We start from the raw sequence: 13975 nt of genomic DNA, 5'->3' as shown, positions 1-13975 counted from the left end.
GGGATCGACACACGCCGGAGAATTCTTTTCCGCGGGTTCTCGCGGCGGGCGGTGGTTGACTGGGACCATGCCGCTCGAGAACTACGGAGTACTGTCCGGAACCCTCCACCGACACTTCCGCGACGATCCCGACGACCAGGGCCGCTGGTTCCACGTCCACCTGGAGGTCGACACCCCGGCGGGCCGCTACGCCTGCGCGATCGACGTGGACAGCAAGCACTCCAGCACCGGCGTGCAGTGGAAGGTCCTCACCCTCTACCCCTCGGTGCTCGAACCGGTGGACCCCGCGGCCACGGGCTTCCACGACCTGTCCCGCGCTTCCGGATCGGGCGCACTGGACTACCTCAGGCACCCGGCGCTGGCGGACCGGGCGGGCTGCCTCTTCGTCCGCCGCCCGCCGGGCTGGCTCCAGGGGCTGATCGACCGGGTGAGCCCGCCGCGGCCGTGGATCTCCGGCAGCTACCTGGAGGCCTCGCAGGCGCTGGAGCCGCTGCTCGTGCCCGGGCGGCAGGTGCTCGTCTTCGGCGAGCCCTTCGACGAGGGGCTCGGCGTGCACAACGTCCACCAGAACCAGGGCGACCCCCGCGACAGCCAGTGGTGGGACGACAACGGCATCTGGCAGGACGGCGCCACGCTCGTCCGCCGCCCGGACGGCCGGTACGACGCGTTCCTGTCCCGGTTCTCCACGCAGGCGGACGCGACCGACCAGGACGGCCACCCGCTCCCTGCCTAGGGGGTGGTGGTGGCGGTTGCGGGCCGTGGGCGGCGGACCGCGAGCGAGGTGCACAGTGCGGCCAGGGGGAGTTCCGCGCAGAGCGCGAGGGCCACGGCCGTCAGCCGCGCGCCGCCCGCCGCCGCCGTCGTGACGTCGAACCAGGCGTCCAGCACCAGTGCGGCCGCCGTCGCCGCGGCCAGCGCCCCGGCCCGCGGATCGTCCCGCTTGACGAGCAGTCCCGTACCGGCCAGTCCGGCGGCCAGCATGACGTCCAGACCGATCCACGCGGTGGACCAGTGGGAGACCTCGACGGTGTGCGGCAGGGTCTTCGCCAGCACGGCGATCCACGGCACCAGCGCCATCCCGGCGGCCGTCAGCACCGTGGCCGCCCGGGGGGCGCGCCGAGCGGCCGGCCCGCCGAAGGCGGGGGCGGCGAACGGCCCGGGGACGCGGCGGGTCCGCGGCTGCGGTGCGACGAGCGTCATGGCGGCACAACTCCCTCCGGCCCGGCGGTCCTTCCCCCGAGCACGGTGACAACTCTGCTGGTCAGCATGCTCGCGGTCAGTAGTGGAGCCGTCCGGAAAGGGGGTGGCACTGGCTACACCCCCGAGCGGGCACCAGGGTGGTGGAGGGCCCCCGACCTGTGCGATTACCGTATGCGCATGGCACCTTCCGGCGCGCTGCGGCGTACGTTCACCTGGATCGCCGGGCACACGCCGTGGTCGGCCTGGGCCCGGCGCAACACCGTCTTCACGGTCGCCGCGCTCCCGCCGGCCCTGCCCGCGACGGCGGCGCTCACCGCCTTCTTCGTGACTCCGGGCCGCGCACCGACCGGACTGCTGATCCTGCTGCTCCTCCAGCCCCTGCTCACCCGGCTCCAACGCAGCCGCCTGTGGTCCCTGTCGGCCGTCGACGTGCCCGAGGTCCGCCGCGAGCGGCCCTGGTGGTCGCCGCGCGGCTGGCTGGAGCGGCTGCGGGCCGAATCGACCTGGCGGCAGTACGGCTACCACCTCCTGGTCAGCCCGCTCGCCGGTCTCGGCGGCGGGCTGGTCGTGCTGGGCTGGGCGGGCGGGCTCGCGGGGGCCAGCGTGTTCGCCTGGTCGTGGATGCGCCCGGTCGACGAGCGGGGGGCGGGCTGGACGGACGACCAGGTCCTGCTCACCGTGGCCGGTGCGCTGCTGGTGCTGCTCACGCCCTGGCTGGCCGCGGGCCTCGCCCGCCTGGACACCGCTCTCGCGCGCACCCTGCTGGGGCCCAACCGGGCCCGGGAGTTGGAGCGCCGGGTCGAGGACCTCGCCGAGAGCCGGGCCGGGGTCCTGGACGCGGCCGACCTCGAACGCCGCCGCATCGAGCGGGACCTGCACGACGGGGCCCAGCAGCGACTGGTCTCCCTCGCCATGAACCTCGGCATCGCCCGGGCCACCCTCCCCGACCTGCCGCCCGAGGCGAAGGCCGTCATCGACGAGGCCCGCCGCGAGGCGAAGGAAGCCATCGAGGAACTCAACAGCCTGGTGCGCGGCCTGCACCCGGCCGTCCTGGAGGACCGCGGTCTCGACGCGGCCCTCTCCGGCATCGCCGCCCGCGCACCGCTGCCCGTCGAGCTGACGGTGGACCTCGCCGAGCGGCCCGGGCCCACCGTCGAGGCCGTCGCCTACTTCGTCGTCTCCGAAGCGCTCGCCAACGTCGCCAAGCACGCCCGGGCGCACCGCTGCCAGGTGGTCGCCCGGCGCCGCGGGGACCTGCTCCGCATCACCGTCACCGACGACGGGGTGGGCGGCGCCGACCCCGCGGGCGGCACCGGGCTGGTGGGCCTGCGCAAACGCGTAGGGTCCGTCGACGGAACCATCGTGATCAACAGCCCCCTCGGGGGCCCGACCGCCGTGATTGTGGAGTTGCCGTGCGCGCTGTGATCGCCGAAGACTCGGTGCTGCTGCGAATAGGGCTGGTCAAAGTCCTTGAAATGGCGGGCTTCGAGGTGGCCGCCGAGACGGAGGACGCCGAGGGGCTGCTCGCCGCCGTCGAGGAGCACGCCCCCGACCTCGCCCTGGTCGACGTCCGGATGCCGCCCGGATTCACCGACGAGGGCGTCCGGGCCGCCCTGATGATCCGCCGCCAGTGGCCGGGGACCTCGGTGCTGCTGCTCTCGCAGTACGTCGAAGAACGCTACGCGGCCGATCTGCTGGCCAGTCAGACCGGTGGCATCGGCTACCTCCTCAAGCAACGGGTCGCCGACGTCGAGGAGTTCATCGACGCCCTCAAGCGCGTCGCGGCCGGCGGCACCGCCCTCGACCCGCAGGTCGTGGCCCAGCTGCTGCTGCGCCGCGGCGGCGGGCTGGACCCGCTGGACCGGCTGACCCCGCGCGAGCGCGACGTGCTCGCGCTGATGGCCGAGGGCCGCTCCAACGCGGGCATCGCCGCCGAACTGGTCATCAGCGAGAGCGCGGTGGCCAAGCACATCAACAACATCCTGGCCAAGCTCGACCTGCCGCAGGCCGACGGCGACCACCGCCGGGTCCTCGCCGTGCTCCGCTTCCTGGACGGATCCTCGTGAGTCCGGTGCGCGGGGACGACGGCGGGGGCGACGACGGGGGCGACGGCGGAGACCGGGTCGCCGCGGGAGCGCACCCGCGTCCCCGGCACCGGACCGCGTGGACCGTGGCCGCGGCGCTGAGCGCCGTGTTCATCGTGGCCCCGGGGGCCTGGACGCTCTGGAACCAGCGGGCCGGCGAGAGGGGGGTGTTGCACGGCGGCAGCGGCGAACGGACGGTCACCGCGCTGGAGATCGACGCCGGAACGGCGTCCGTGACCGTCAGCCCCCGCGCCGACCAGCAGGTGGCCTACCGCGCCGACGTCCTCTGGTCCCTCGGCCGGCCCGAGATCGAGGAGAGCTGGCTCGGCGGCACGCTGCGGCTGAAGCCGCGCTGTCCGGGCGTGGACGGTCTGCCCCGCACGGGCCCGGGCTGCACGGTCGACCTGGGCGTGAGCGTCCCCGCGGACATCCCCGTCAGGGTGACCGGCGATTCCGGCAAGGTCGACATCAGCGGCCTCGGCGGCGCCGTCGACGCCGAGATCGGCTCGGGCGCCCTGCGGCTCACCGCGCTGCGCGGCCCGCTGCGGGCCGTCGTCCGCTCGGGCTCCCTGGAGGCCGGCGCGCTGACCTCCCCGGAAGCCGACATCCGGACCGGCACGGGCTCCGCCGTCGCCCGTTTCCTCACCCCGCCGGTCCGGCTCACCGCGCGGGCCGACTCCGGGGCGGTCCAGGTCACCGTGCCCGTGGGCACCCGCTTCCAGGTGGCGAGCCGCGTGGGCAGCGGGAGCCTGGAGGTGGCCCGGGGGATGCGGGATCCGGCCGCGCCGGGCCACCTGGACCTCTCGGTGGAGTCGGGGCGGGCGCAGGCGCGCTACCCGTAGCGCGCCGCAATCCGGCCTCGGAGTCCGCCCGTGGCCCCCGCGCCCGCCCTCCCCGACCCGTACCGCCTACCCTGACCGGCGGGGGCGTCGGACCGCGGACCGGGCCGGCGCCCGGCCCGACCGACGCGCACCACCGAGGAGCAGTGAACCGCCCATGACCGTCACGCCCGTCCCCACCGCCGACCTCTACGACGAGCACGGCGAGGAGCTGGAGATCTGCGGCACCCCCTTCCGCCAGTTCGGCGGGCGCCGCGCCTTCGCCGGACCGGTGCGGACCCTCTCCTGCCACGAGGACAACGCCCTGCTGCGCGAGCTCGTGAACGGCCCCGGCGACGGCGCCGTACTCGTCGTCGACGGCGCGGCGTCGCTGCGCACCGCCCTGGTCGGCGACCTGATCGCGGGCGCGGCCGCGCGCAACGGCTGGGCCGGGCTGGTGATCCGGGGTGCGATCCGCGACAGCGTGGCCCTCGGCGGACTCGACCTCGGCGTCAAGGCCCTGGGCACGATCCCGCGCAAGAGCGGCAAGACCGGCGCGGGCACCGTGGACGAGCCCCTCACCTTCGGCGACGCCACCTTCCGCCCCGGCGACACCGTCCACTGCGACGACGACGGCGTGGTCGTCGTACGGGCGTCCTAGTGCCGTGCCGGGCGCCGCGACACGGTGAACCTTTCCGGTCACAGCACTAGACAAGGGTTACGGTCGCGCGGACCCGGACCGGCGGGAACGCGCCAGGGGGACGTCGCGGCCCTGGCGCGGTCGCCCCGGCCCGCGTTTGACTTCGCGCCCATGAGACGACACAGGATCACGGGTGCGTTCGGCGCCCTCGTGCTCGCGGCGGCCGCCCTGACCGGCGCCGGCGCGGCCGCGGCCGCGCCGACCGCCCCGACCCCGGCCACGCGGGCCGCGGCGACCCCGCCCGCCGAGTTCGGCACCGACTGGCACGACCCGCTCACCGCCGCGCCGCCCGTCGCGAAGCCCTCCACCCGCTCCTGCGAAGTCACCCTCGCCGAAGCCCAGTTCCACGACTTCACGCCGTACCGCGGGAGTTACGAACCCCCCGCCGGATGCGGCACGACCTGGAGCAAGGTGGTGCTCCGCCTCGACGGCAAGGTCAAGGGGCGCCAGTACGACCGGCTCGGCCACCTCTCCGTCGGCGGCGTGGAGGTCCTGCGCACCTCCACCCCCGAACCCTCGCCCGACGGCATCACCTGGTCCGTCGAGAAGGACGTCACCCGCTACAGCCCCACCCTGCGCACCGCGCAGCCGGTCGAGATGCTCATCGGGAACGTGGTCGACGACACCTACACCGGGGTCATCGACGTCAAGGTGACCCTGACCTTCTACGCCGCCGAGCGCGGGCGGCCCCGCCCGGCCGCGGTCCCCGATCAGGTCCTGCCGCTCACCTCGCCCACCCTGACCACCCCGCGCAACTCCGAGCGGATCCTCGCCGAGGTCTACGCGACCGGCTCCGGCGGCGGCTGCGAGGAGTTCTGGTACCTGAGCACCCCGGACGCCGCCCCGTACTCCTGCAAGGCGGCCGACGGCCCCTACCGCGAGGTGCGCATCGCGGTCGACGGTCGACTCGCGGGCATCGCGGCCCCGTTCCCCACCGTGTGGACCGGCGGCTGGTCGAACCCCTTCCTCTGGTACGTCACCCCGGCGCCGCGCGCCTTCGACGTGCAGCCGGTCGTCTACGACCTCACCCCCTTCGCCGCGCTCCTCAACGACGGCCGCCCGCACCGCGTCGAGGTCTCCGTCGCGGGCGTGCCCGCCGGGCAGAGCGGCTGGAGCACCCCGGCCAACGTGCTGCTGTGGCAGGACCCGGGCCGCGCCGTGGTGACCGGAGCGCTGACCCGCGCCGAAGCGAGCGAACCGGCCAACTCCTCCGTCCACACACCCGGCGCGCAGCACCGGGTGGACACCGAGGGCGGCCACCGGCTCACCGTCGCCGGATACCTCAACACCTCCCACGGCCGCGTCACCACCACCGTCACCCGGACCCTGGCCAACAGCTCCGTCCACCGCTGGACCGACGGGGAGAACCAGGACGCCCTCGTCGCGGACTGGACCGACGACGAGAGCGTCACCAGCGGAGGGACGACCACCAGCACCCGGCGCGCGTACAGCATGAACGGCGAGACCACCCTGGGCGCCGACAACCGGCTGCGCACGGTCATCTCCCTCGGGGACCGGGCCGACACCGTCTCCGTGCGCGACGACGGCAGCCGGCCCTCCTGGTCCCGGCTGGACGACCGCTACACCGGCGACGCCTCCTACGCGACGGGCGTCCCGCGCGAACAGCGGCACGCGGTCGGGACCAGCACCGAGCGCTACCGGCTCACCGGCTCCGACGGCTGCTACGACCGTACGGTGGCCAGCGCGCAAGGGACCCTCACGCAGGACCTGCGCCGCTGCTGACCCGCCACGGCGCGCCCCGGTCGTGACATTCGTACCGGCCGGGTCCGTACGGGCGGCTCTGCCGCCGGGGCGGACCCGGTCCCTACCGTAGGGACATGACGAAGACACCCGCACCCGCCACCGACCGCCCGCGCGGTCCGCTGGGCGCCCCCAACGGCTTCACCCTGCTGCCCTGGCTGCTCATGGGCATGGGCGCGGTGTCCAACATCTTCCAGGGGCAGACGCCCCAGCCGTGGATCGGCGGCCTGGGACTGCTGGTGTTCAACTCGCTCTACATCAGCGTCGTCTTCCGGGCCTTCGTCCCCGCCACACGGGACGCCACGAGCACCCGGATCAGCCTGGGCGCGCTGGCCGTCGTGACCCTCGCCCTGGCGCTCGCCTACGGCGGCAGCTGGCTGCTCTTCTTCCCGCTGCTGGGCCTGGCCACCGGCGCGGTGGTCCGGGGGCGCTGGCTCGGACCGGTGATGCTCGCTCTCGCCCTGGTGGCCGGCGCGGTCGCGTGGAGGCACGAGGGCTGGGGCGGGATCAGCGGCATCCTCTACGGCACCTTCCTCTCCGGGATGGTGACCGCGGCGATCCTCGCCCTGGCCGAGACCGTGGCCGAACTGCGCGAGACCCGGCAGGAGCTGGCCCGCGGCGCGGTGGAGCAGGAGCGGTTGCGCTTCTCCCGCGACCTGCACGACCTGCTCGGGCACACCCTGTCGGTGATCGTGGTGAAGTCGGAGGCGGCCCGCCGGATCGCCCCGCGCGACATGGACGCGGCCGTGGCGCAGATCGTGGACATCGAGTCCATCGGGCGCCAGGCGCTCGTGGAGATCCGCGAGGCCGTCACCGGCTACCGCGAGTCGAGCCTGGTGGACGAGCTGGACCGGGCCCGCGCCGCGCTCACCGCCGCCGGGATCGAGCCCTCGGTGAGCCGCTCGGGACCGCCGCTGAGCCCGCGGACCGAGGCGCTGCTGGGCTGGGTGGTCCGGGAGTCGGTCACCAACGCCATCCGGCACAGCGGCGCCGCGCACTGCTCGATCCAGGTGTCCGCCGCCGACGAACGGATCCGCCTGGTCATCACGGACGACGGCGCCGGCGTAGGCTCGGCGGCGCCCGGCAGCGGGCTGACCGGACTCACCGAGCGGCTGGCCGCGGCGGGCGGGACCCTGCGGGGCGGGCCGGCCCCGCGCCGGGGCTTCCGGGTCGTCGCCGAACTCCCGGCCGACGAGAGCACGGGTTGAGGAGCAGACGATGATCAAGGTCTTGCTGGCCGAGGACCAGCGGATGATGCGCGGCGCGCTGGCCCTGCTGCTCGACCTGGAGGCGGACATCGAGGTCGTCGCCCAGGTCGGCGCCGGGGACGAGATCCTGCCCGCCGCCCTCGCCGCACGACCCGACGTGGCCCTCCTCGACATCGAACTGCCCGGGCTCAGCGGCCTCGACGCCGCCGCCGAGCTGCGCGCCCGCTGCCCCGACACCCGGGTCCTGATCCTCACCACCTTCGGCCGCCCCGGCTACCTGCGCCGGGCCATGGAGGCCGGGGCGGGCGGTTTCCTCGTCAAGGACGGTCCGGTGGAGGAGCTGGCGGCCGCGATCCGCCGGGTGCTGGCGGGGGAGACGGTCATCGACCCCGCGCTCGCCGCGGCCGCGCTGAGCGCGGGCCCGAACCCGCTGACCGCCCGCGAGCGGGACGTGCTGGGCGCCGCCGTCGACGGCGCGACCGTCCACGACATCGCGGCCAAGCTGCACCTGTCGGAATCGACCGTGCGCAACTACCTGTCCGCGGCCATCGGCAAGACAGCTACCCGCAACCGGATGGAGGCCGTGCGCGCCGCCCGCCGCCAGGGCTGGTTGTGACCGGTACCCCCGGGCTCAGCCCGCGTGCCGGGCCAGGGTCTCCAGCGTCGCGTCCAGGGCGTCCACGGCGTCCGACCGGCCGCGGTTGTGCGGGAGGAGCGCCAGCGCCCGCGCCATCCCGCAGGTGTCCGTGACCGCCGAGAGGACCAGCCCGCCCGCGACGCCCGCGGACAGCAGCCGTGCGGCCGGGCGCGACCGTCCCGCCACGAGCCCGGCCAGCACCAGTGTTCCGGCGGCGAGGCGCACCTGACGTTCCATCGCCCAGACGGTACGGGCCCCCGCCTCCCGCTCCAGGGCGTGCCCGAGCCGCGACCAGGCGGCCGTGCCGCCGGTGAGCGTGGCGGCCGGGATCCCGTGTCCGGCGAGGGTGGCGACCGCCCCCGCCGAGCGGACCCCGCTCGCGCACACCACCAGCAGCTCGCGCCGCCCCGCCGCCGCGGACAGTGCGGGCAGGGCCCGGGCCAGCTGGTCGAGGGGGACACTGTGCGCCCCGGGCAGGTGCCCGGCGGCGTACTCGCCCGGCGTGCGGACGTCGACGACGGTCAGCTCGGCCAGCCGGCGCTGCGCCTCGTGGACGTCAAGCGAACCGGTGGCGGTGGTGGAGCCGGTGGTGCTCATGCGGTGGTTCCCGTCCGTGTCGCGGAGCCCGCGGGCGACCGGCGGTGCCACTCCTCGGCGAGCAGCCGGTAGGAGCGCACCCGGTCGGCGTGGCCGTGGGTGATGGTGGTGATCAGCAGTTCGTCGGCGCCGGTGGCCTCCTGGAGCCGTTCGAGGTGATCGGCGACGGTCCCCGGCGATCCGACGAACCGGGTGTCGAGCCGGTCGGCCACCAGGGCGTGATCGGCCGCGCTCCAGTCGGCGGTGAGCGCGCGGGCCTCGGCGGGCGTGGGGTAGGGGACGGCGCCCGCGGCGGTCCGGATGCCGTGCACCCAGGGCGCGTACCCGACGGCCAGCTCGCGGGCGCTCGCGTCGTCCTCGGCGACGACGACGTCCGCGGAGACGCTGACGTACGGGCGGTCCAGGTCGTCCGACGGCTTGAAGGCGGCCCGGTAGGCCTGCGCCGCCTCCAGCACCCCCGCGGGAGCGACGTGGTAGTTCGCGGTGAAGCGCAGCCCGTTGCCGCCCGCCGTCTCCGCGCTCTGCCCGCCGCTGCTGCCGAGGATCCACACCTGTACGTCGGCCCCCTCGCCCGGAACCGCGTGCGCCTCGGTGCCGTCGGCGTCGCGGTACTCGCCGCGCAGCAGGGCCAGGACGTCGCCGACCTGTTCGGCGTAGTCCTGCGGCCGCGCGCCGGGCAGGAGCAGCAGCTTCTGCGCGAGGGCGACGCGGGGGTGCCCGGCCAGCGAGGCGAAGGAGAAGCCCGGCGGGATCAACAGCCCGTTCCCGGTGCGGTGACCGGGCGCGGTCGCCGGCGCGGGTGCGGATTCCGGCCCGCCCCCGGCCGCCGCGCCGGACGGCGGACCGGACGGCGGACCGGGCGGGCGGCCGCCCGAGCGGCCCAGGCCCAGGTCGAGGCGTCCCGGGTGCAGGGCGTCGACCAGGCCGAACTCCTCGACCGTGGACAGGGCCGTGCGGTGCCCGAGCTGCACCGCGCCGGAGCCGAGCCGGATGGTGGTGGTCGCCGACGCGGTCAGCGCCAGCACGACGGCGGGCGAGGTCCCGGCCACCCCGGGATTCAGGTGGTGTTCGGCGAACCAGTAGCGGGCGTAGCCGAACCGCTCGGCCTCCTGCGCGAGGTCGATGCTGGCGCGCAGCGCCGCGGCGGCCGTGGAGCCGGACGGGATCGGTACGAGGTCCAGGACCCCGAGCGGAATGCCGGGCATGGTCGTGCCCTCCTCGGATCGACTAGCTGACGGTGGCGGCGGCAGTGGCGGCGGGAACGGGGGCGGCGGCGCGGGACCGGCCCGCCGCGGGCGGCGGGGTGGCCAGGCCGAGGTGGTCGCGCAGGGTGCTGCCCGAGTACTCGGTCCGGAAGGCGCCGCGCTCCTGGAGCAGCGGCACGACGGTGTCGGCGAAGACGTCGAGCCCGGTCGGCGTCAGGTGCGGGACGAGGATGAAGCCGTCCGCGGCGTCCTGCTGCACCAGGGAGTCGATCGCGTCGGCGACCGTCGCGGCCGAGCCCACGAAGGTCTGGCGGCCGGTGGTCTCGATGACCAGCTCCCGGATCGACAGCTTCCGCGCGGCGGCGAGCTCCCGCCACTCCTTGGCGACCGCGAGCGGGTCGCGGTGCATCCGCACGCTGGCCCGCCCGAGCGCGACGGTGTTCTCACCGGGCTCCGGGTCGACCTCGGGCAGCGGCCCGTCCGGGTCGTAGCCGGACAGGTCGCGGTTCCACACGTGCTCCAGGTAGGCGATCGCGGTCGCTCCGCTGACCTGGGCGAGGCGCACCTCGTGCGCCAGCTCCCGGGCCTCGGCGTCGGTGTCGCCGAGGACGAAGGTCGCGGCCGGCAGGATCAGCAGCTGGTCGGGGGTGCGGCCGTACCGGGCCAGGCGGCCCTTGACGTCGGCGTAGAACTCCCGGCCCGCGCCCAGCGTGCCGTGCCGGCTGAAGATGGCGTCGGCGTCGGAGGCCGCGAACTCGCGGCCCTCCTCCGAGTCCCCGGCCTGGAAGATCACCGGCCGGCCCTGCGGGCTGCGCGGCACGTCGAAGTGCCCGGCGATGTCGAAGTGCCGCCCCCGGTGCGCGAAGGCCCCCGCGCCCGCGTCCCGCAGGAAGGCCCCCGTCTCCCGGTCGGCGACGATCTCCGCACCGCTCCAGGAGTCGAAGAGGGTGTGCGCGGCCGCCAGGAACTCGCGGGCCCGGGAGTAGCGGTCCTCGCGGGCGAGGAAGCCGCCGCGGCGGAAGTTCTCGCCGGTGAAGGCGTCCCAGGAGGTGACCACGTTCCAGGCGGCCCGGCCGTCCGAGAGGTGGTCGAGGGAGGCGAACTGGCGGGCCACCTCGTAGGGCTCGTTGAAGGTGGAGTTGATGGTCCCGGTCAGGCCGATCCGCTCGGTCACGGCGGCCAGCGCGGCCAGCACCGTGAAGGTGTCGGGCCGCCCGACCACGTCCGCGTCGTAGATCCGGCCGCCCTGTTCGCGCAGGCGCAGGCCCTCGGCGAGGAAGAGGAAGTCGAACTTGGCGCGCTCGGCGGTGCGCGCGAAGTGCGCGAACGAGGCGAACTCGATGTGGCTGCCCGCGGCCGGATCGCTCCAGACGGTGGTGTTGTTGACGCCCGGGAAGTGCGCGGCGAGGTGGATCTGCTTGCGGGGCCCGCTCGAACGCCCCGGCCCGCTCGAACCACTCGACCCGTGCTGCGCGTTCGGACTCTTCGGTGTGCTCACGGTGGCTGTCGCCCTTCCGGGTCAGGTGGTGGCGTAGCGGTTGGCCGGGCGGGCGAGTCCCAGCAGGTCGCGGAGGGTGGCGCCCGCGTAGCGGGTCCGGAAGGCGCCGCGCCGCTGGAGTTCGGGGACCAGGCCGCGGGTGATCGCGGGGAGGTCGTGGGCGAGCACGCCGGGCCGCAGTCGGAAGCCGGACGGGCCCTGCCGGTGCCACTGGACCAGGAGGGTGGCGAGTTGGGCGGGCGTCCCGGCGAAGACGTGGGCGCCGGGTGCGTACGGTTGCAACGCCAGCGCGTCGAGGCGGCGGAGCCGGGCCCGGGCGGCCGGCGCGCTCTCGTCGAGGAAGACCACGAGGTCGGCGAAGACCCGCCCGGTGTCCTCCGCGCGCCCCGCGGCCGAGCGGGCGGTGCGGACCGCGTCGGCGAGCGTACGGGCCTCGTCCGCGTCGCGCGGGGCGACGAAGGCGAGGTCGGCGGCCCCGGCCGACAGGCGGGCCCCGGCGTCCGGCGCGGTCACCGGGTCCGCCGCGCCGACGGGCGGTTGCCCCTGCGGCGGCCGCGGGGTGATGGAGGGCCCCTTGACGTTGAAGTGCCTGCCCTCGAAGCCGATGTGGTGGAGCTTGTCGCGGTCCACGAACCGGCCGCTCGCCACGTCGCGGATCTCCGCGTCGTCCTCCCAGCTGTCCCACAGCCGCCGGACCACCTCGACGTGGTCGGCCGCCTCGTCCCACAGCTCGGCGCGCAGCGCCGAACCCAGGCCGTCGGGGGTGTCGGCCGGGCCCGGCGGAAAGCTGCGGCGGCCGAAGTGGCGGGCCTCGTCCGGGCGTCCCGAGACCGTGACCAACAGACCCGCCCGGCCACCGCTGACGTAGTCCAGGGTCGCGATCGCCTTCGAGACGTGGAACGGCTCGGTGTGGGTGGCGACCACCGTCGGCACGAGTCCCACGTGCCGGGACAGCGGCGCCACCCGGGCGGCCGTCAGCACCGCGTCGAGCCGCCCGCGCACCCGGTCGGTGCGGCCTTCCGGGCCGGTGGGGGAGGAGCTGCGCGGGTCCGGTCCGTCCTCGAAGGTGACGAAGTCCAGCAGGCCCCGCTCGGCCTCCGCGACCAGTGCGGCCCAATAGCCGGCGGTCACCAACTCCCTTGCGGGAGAGCCGGGTTCGCGCCAGGCCGCCGGATGGGCGCCGGCGCCTTCGAGTGCGACGGCGAGGTGGAACGCTCCGGCGGGCGGGCCGCCGGGGACGGGTGCTCCGGAGGGTGGGGGCATGGCGGGGTGGCCTTCCTGGTCGCGGTCCTGCCGACCACCTCACTGTCACCCCGCCGGGGCCGCGGGAGAACAGCGGACCGGGCCCTGTCACATGTTCTTCATGCCCTGTGCATGGTTCGAGCCGGGCGTGCCCGATCCGCTGCGGCCCGTTCCCCCGCGGCCCGTTCCCCCGCGGGTCCGCCGCGGCGCGGTCAGTCGGCGAACGAACCGTGGCGGCCCGCGCCCGAGGCGAAGCGGGCCGCTCCGGACACCGTCTCCCCGGCCGACAACGGGACCAGCCCGTGCCGGAACTCGCCGGCGAGGGCCTCCTGTTCGTCCGCGCCGTGCTGTTCCAGGACCGACAGCCGGTCGTGGCGCAGGCACAGCTGCGGGAACCCGGCGATCTCCCGCGCGAGCTCCTGCGCCGCCTCGCGCGAACGCCCCGTGGGGACCAGGCGGTTGACGAGCCCGATGGCGTGCGCCTCGGCGGCCGGGACCGCGCGCCCCGTGAGGATCAGGTCCATGGCGCGGCTCTCGCCGATCAGCCGGGGGAGGCGCACCGTACCGCCGTCGATCAGTGGTACGCCCCAGCGGCGGCAGAACACCCCGAGGACGGCGTCCTCCTCGGCGACCCGGAGGTCGGCCCAGAGGGCCAACTCCAGCCCGCCCGCGACCGCGTGCCCGGCGATCGCCGCGATCACCGGTTTGCTCAGCCGCATCCGGGTGGGCCCCATCGGCCCGTCGCCCCCGGCCTCGACGCGGTTGCCGCGCCCGGTGCCGATGGCCTTGAGATCGGCGCCCGCGCAGAAGGTGCCGCCCTCGCCCCACAGCACCGCGACCGAGGCGTCGGGGTCCGCCTCGAAGGCGCGGAAGGCGGCGGCCAGCCGGTCGGCGGTGGGCCCGTCCACGGCGTTGCGGGACGCGGCGCGGGCGAGGATCACGGTGAAGACGGGCCCGTCGCGCTCGATGCGCACTTCGGCGTCACGGTCCACCGCGCCGCCGCCCCGGTCCATCGTGCCGTCCTC

Annotated in this window: 14 protein-coding genes; 8 read left to right on the top strand and 6 right to left on the bottom strand. The window is 75.4% G+C overall.

Annotation, left to right across the window (positions count from 1 at the left end; translation table 11 throughout):
• Window positions 1-67 precede the first annotated feature (67 nt).
• On the top strand, window positions 68-733 hold the full coding sequence (locus tag ACIQWR_RS11965; RefSeq protein ID WP_404007141.1) for a DUF2278 family protein: 666 nt from the start codon (window positions 68-70) through the stop codon (window positions 731-733).
• Here the strand turns inward: ACIQWR_RS11965 and ACIQWR_RS11960 are convergent.
• Window positions 730-1200: a hypothetical protein gene (locus ACIQWR_RS11960; RefSeq protein ID WP_404007138.1), complete on the bottom strand. Its 471-nt coding sequence runs from the start codon at window positions 1198-1200 to the stop codon at window positions 730-732. The genes ACIQWR_RS11965 and ACIQWR_RS11960 overlap by 4 nt on opposite strands.
• 177 nt (window positions 1201-1377) lie before the next feature.
• Between ACIQWR_RS11960 and ACIQWR_RS11955 the strand changes: the two genes are divergently transcribed.
• The 7 genes from ACIQWR_RS11955 (at window position 1378) to ACIQWR_RS11925 (ending at window position 8387) form a co-directional block, all read left to right on the top strand.
• Window positions 1378-2625: a sensor histidine kinase gene (locus ACIQWR_RS11955; protein WP_404007135.1), complete on the top strand. Its 1248-nt coding sequence runs from the start codon at window positions 1378-1380 to the stop codon at window positions 2623-2625.
• Complete coding sequence (locus ACIQWR_RS11950; RefSeq protein WP_404007132.1) at window positions 2613-3266, top strand: response regulator; 654 nt, start codon at window positions 2613-2615, stop codon at window positions 3264-3266. Before ACIQWR_RS11955 ends, ACIQWR_RS11950 begins: the two co-directional genes overlap by 13 nt.
• On the top strand, window positions 3263-4126 hold the full coding sequence (locus ACIQWR_RS11945; protein WP_404007129.1) for a hypothetical protein: 864 nt from the start codon (window positions 3263-3265) through the stop codon (window positions 4124-4126). The genes ACIQWR_RS11950 and ACIQWR_RS11945 overlap by 4 nt, the downstream gene beginning before the upstream one ends.
• A gap of 154 nt (window positions 4127-4280) precedes the next feature.
• Complete coding sequence (gene rraA, locus ACIQWR_RS11940) at window positions 4281-4763, top strand: ribonuclease E activity regulator RraA (RefSeq protein WP_404007126.1); 483 nt, start codon at window positions 4281-4283, stop codon at window positions 4761-4763.
• A 150-nt stretch (window positions 4764-4913) separates the two neighbouring features.
• The gene (locus ACIQWR_RS11935; RefSeq protein WP_404007124.1) at window positions 4914-6545 is read left to right on the top strand and encodes a peptide-N4-asparagine amidase; all 1632 of its coding nucleotides are present in this window, start codon (window positions 4914-4916) and stop codon (window positions 6543-6545) included.
• Window positions 6546-6640: 95 nt separating this feature from the next.
• On the top strand, window positions 6641-7771 hold the full coding sequence (locus ACIQWR_RS11930) for a sensor histidine kinase (RefSeq protein WP_404007121.1): 1131 nt from the start codon (window positions 6641-6643) through the stop codon (window positions 7769-7771).
• Between the two features lie 10 nt (window positions 7772-7781).
• Entirely contained in the window at window positions 7782-8387 is a 606-nt protein-coding gene (locus tag ACIQWR_RS11925) for a response regulator (RefSeq protein ID WP_404007118.1), read from the top strand.
• A 15-nt stretch (window positions 8388-8402) separates the two neighbouring features.
• Here ACIQWR_RS11925 and ACIQWR_RS11920 read toward each other — a convergent pair whose 3' ends face one another.
• The 5 genes from ACIQWR_RS11920 to ACIQWR_RS11900 all read right to left on the bottom strand — a co-directional run bounded on the left by ACIQWR_RS11920 (window position 8403) and on the right by ACIQWR_RS11900 (window position 13963).
• Complete coding sequence (locus ACIQWR_RS11920; RefSeq protein WP_404007115.1) at window positions 8403-9005, bottom strand: rhodanese-like domain-containing protein; 603 nt, start codon at window positions 9003-9005, stop codon at window positions 8403-8405.
• Window positions 9002-10210 carry an LLM class flavin-dependent oxidoreductase gene (locus tag ACIQWR_RS11915; RefSeq protein ID WP_404007112.1) on the bottom strand — a complete coding sequence of 403 codons (1209 nt, stop codon included), beginning with the start codon at window positions 10208-10210 and terminating at the stop codon, window positions 9002-9004. The genes ACIQWR_RS11920 and ACIQWR_RS11915 overlap by 4 nt, the downstream gene beginning before the upstream one ends.
• Window positions 10211-10232: 22 nt before the next feature.
• Window positions 10233-11624 carry an NtaA/DmoA family FMN-dependent monooxygenase gene (locus ACIQWR_RS11910; protein ID WP_404007513.1) on the bottom strand — a complete coding sequence of 464 codons (1392 nt, stop codon included), beginning with the start codon at window positions 11622-11624 and terminating at the stop codon, window positions 10233-10235.
• A 105-nt stretch (window positions 11625-11729) separates the two neighbouring features.
• The gene (locus ACIQWR_RS11905) at window positions 11730-12971 is read right to left on the bottom strand and encodes an LLM class flavin-dependent oxidoreductase (RefSeq protein ID WP_404007109.1); all 1242 of its coding nucleotides are present in this window, start codon (window positions 12969-12971) and stop codon (window positions 11730-11732) included.
• A 191-nt stretch (window positions 12972-13162) separates the two neighbouring features.
• Entirely contained in the window at window positions 13163-13963 is an 801-nt protein-coding gene (locus ACIQWR_RS11900; protein WP_404007510.1) for a crotonase/enoyl-CoA hydratase family protein, read from the bottom strand.
• Between the last annotated feature and the right edge of the window lie 12 nt (window positions 13964-13975).

Origin of the sequence: Streptomyces sp. NPDC098789 (genome assembly GCF_044759975.1) — a bacterium.
In the GTDB taxonomy this organism is placed as follows: domain Bacteria; phylum Actinomycetota; class Actinomycetes; order Streptomycetales; family Streptomycetaceae; genus Streptomyces.
The sequence above is the reverse complement of the archived record's forward strand: the minus strand, read 5'-3'. Positions and strand labels throughout refer to the sequence as shown.

Coding starts and splice junctions, on each gene's coding strand:
- ACIQWR_RS11965 (WP_404007141.1), top strand. CDS start 68: ATGCCGCTCGAGAACTACGGAGTACTGTCCGGAACCCTCCACCGACAC.
- ACIQWR_RS11960 (WP_404007138.1), bottom strand. CDS start 1,200: ATGACGCTCGTCGCACCGCAGCCGCGGACCCGCCGCGTCCCCGGGCCG.
- ACIQWR_RS11955 (WP_404007135.1), top strand. CDS start 1,378: ATGGCACCTTCCGGCGCGCTGCGGCGTACGTTCACCTGGATCGCCGGG.
- rraA (WP_404007126.1), top strand. CDS start 4,281: ATGACCGTCACGCCCGTCCCCACCGCCGACCTCTACGACGAGCACGGC.
- ACIQWR_RS11935 (WP_404007124.1), top strand. CDS start 4,914: ATGAGACGACACAGGATCACGGGTGCGTTCGGCGCCCTCGTGCTCGCG.
- ACIQWR_RS11930 (WP_404007121.1), top strand. CDS start 6,641: ATGACGAAGACACCCGCACCCGCCACCGACCGCCCGCGCGGTCCGCTG.
- ACIQWR_RS11925 (WP_404007118.1), top strand. CDS start 7,782: ATGATCAAGGTCTTGCTGGCCGAGGACCAGCGGATGATGCGCGGCGCG.
- ACIQWR_RS11920 (WP_404007115.1), bottom strand. CDS start 9,005: ATGAGCACCACCGGCTCCACCACCGCCACCGGTTCGCTTGACGTCCAC.
- ACIQWR_RS11915 (WP_404007112.1), bottom strand. CDS start 10,210: ATGCCCGGCATTCCGCTCGGGGTCCTGGACCTCGTACCGATCCCGTCC.
- ACIQWR_RS11905 (WP_404007109.1), bottom strand. CDS start 12,971: ATGCCCCCACCCTCCGGAGCACCCGTCCCCGGCGGCCCGCCCGCCGGA.
- ACIQWR_RS11900 (WP_404007510.1), bottom strand. CDS start 13,963: ATGGACCGGGGCGGCGGCGCGGTGGACCGTGACGCCGAAGTGCGCATC.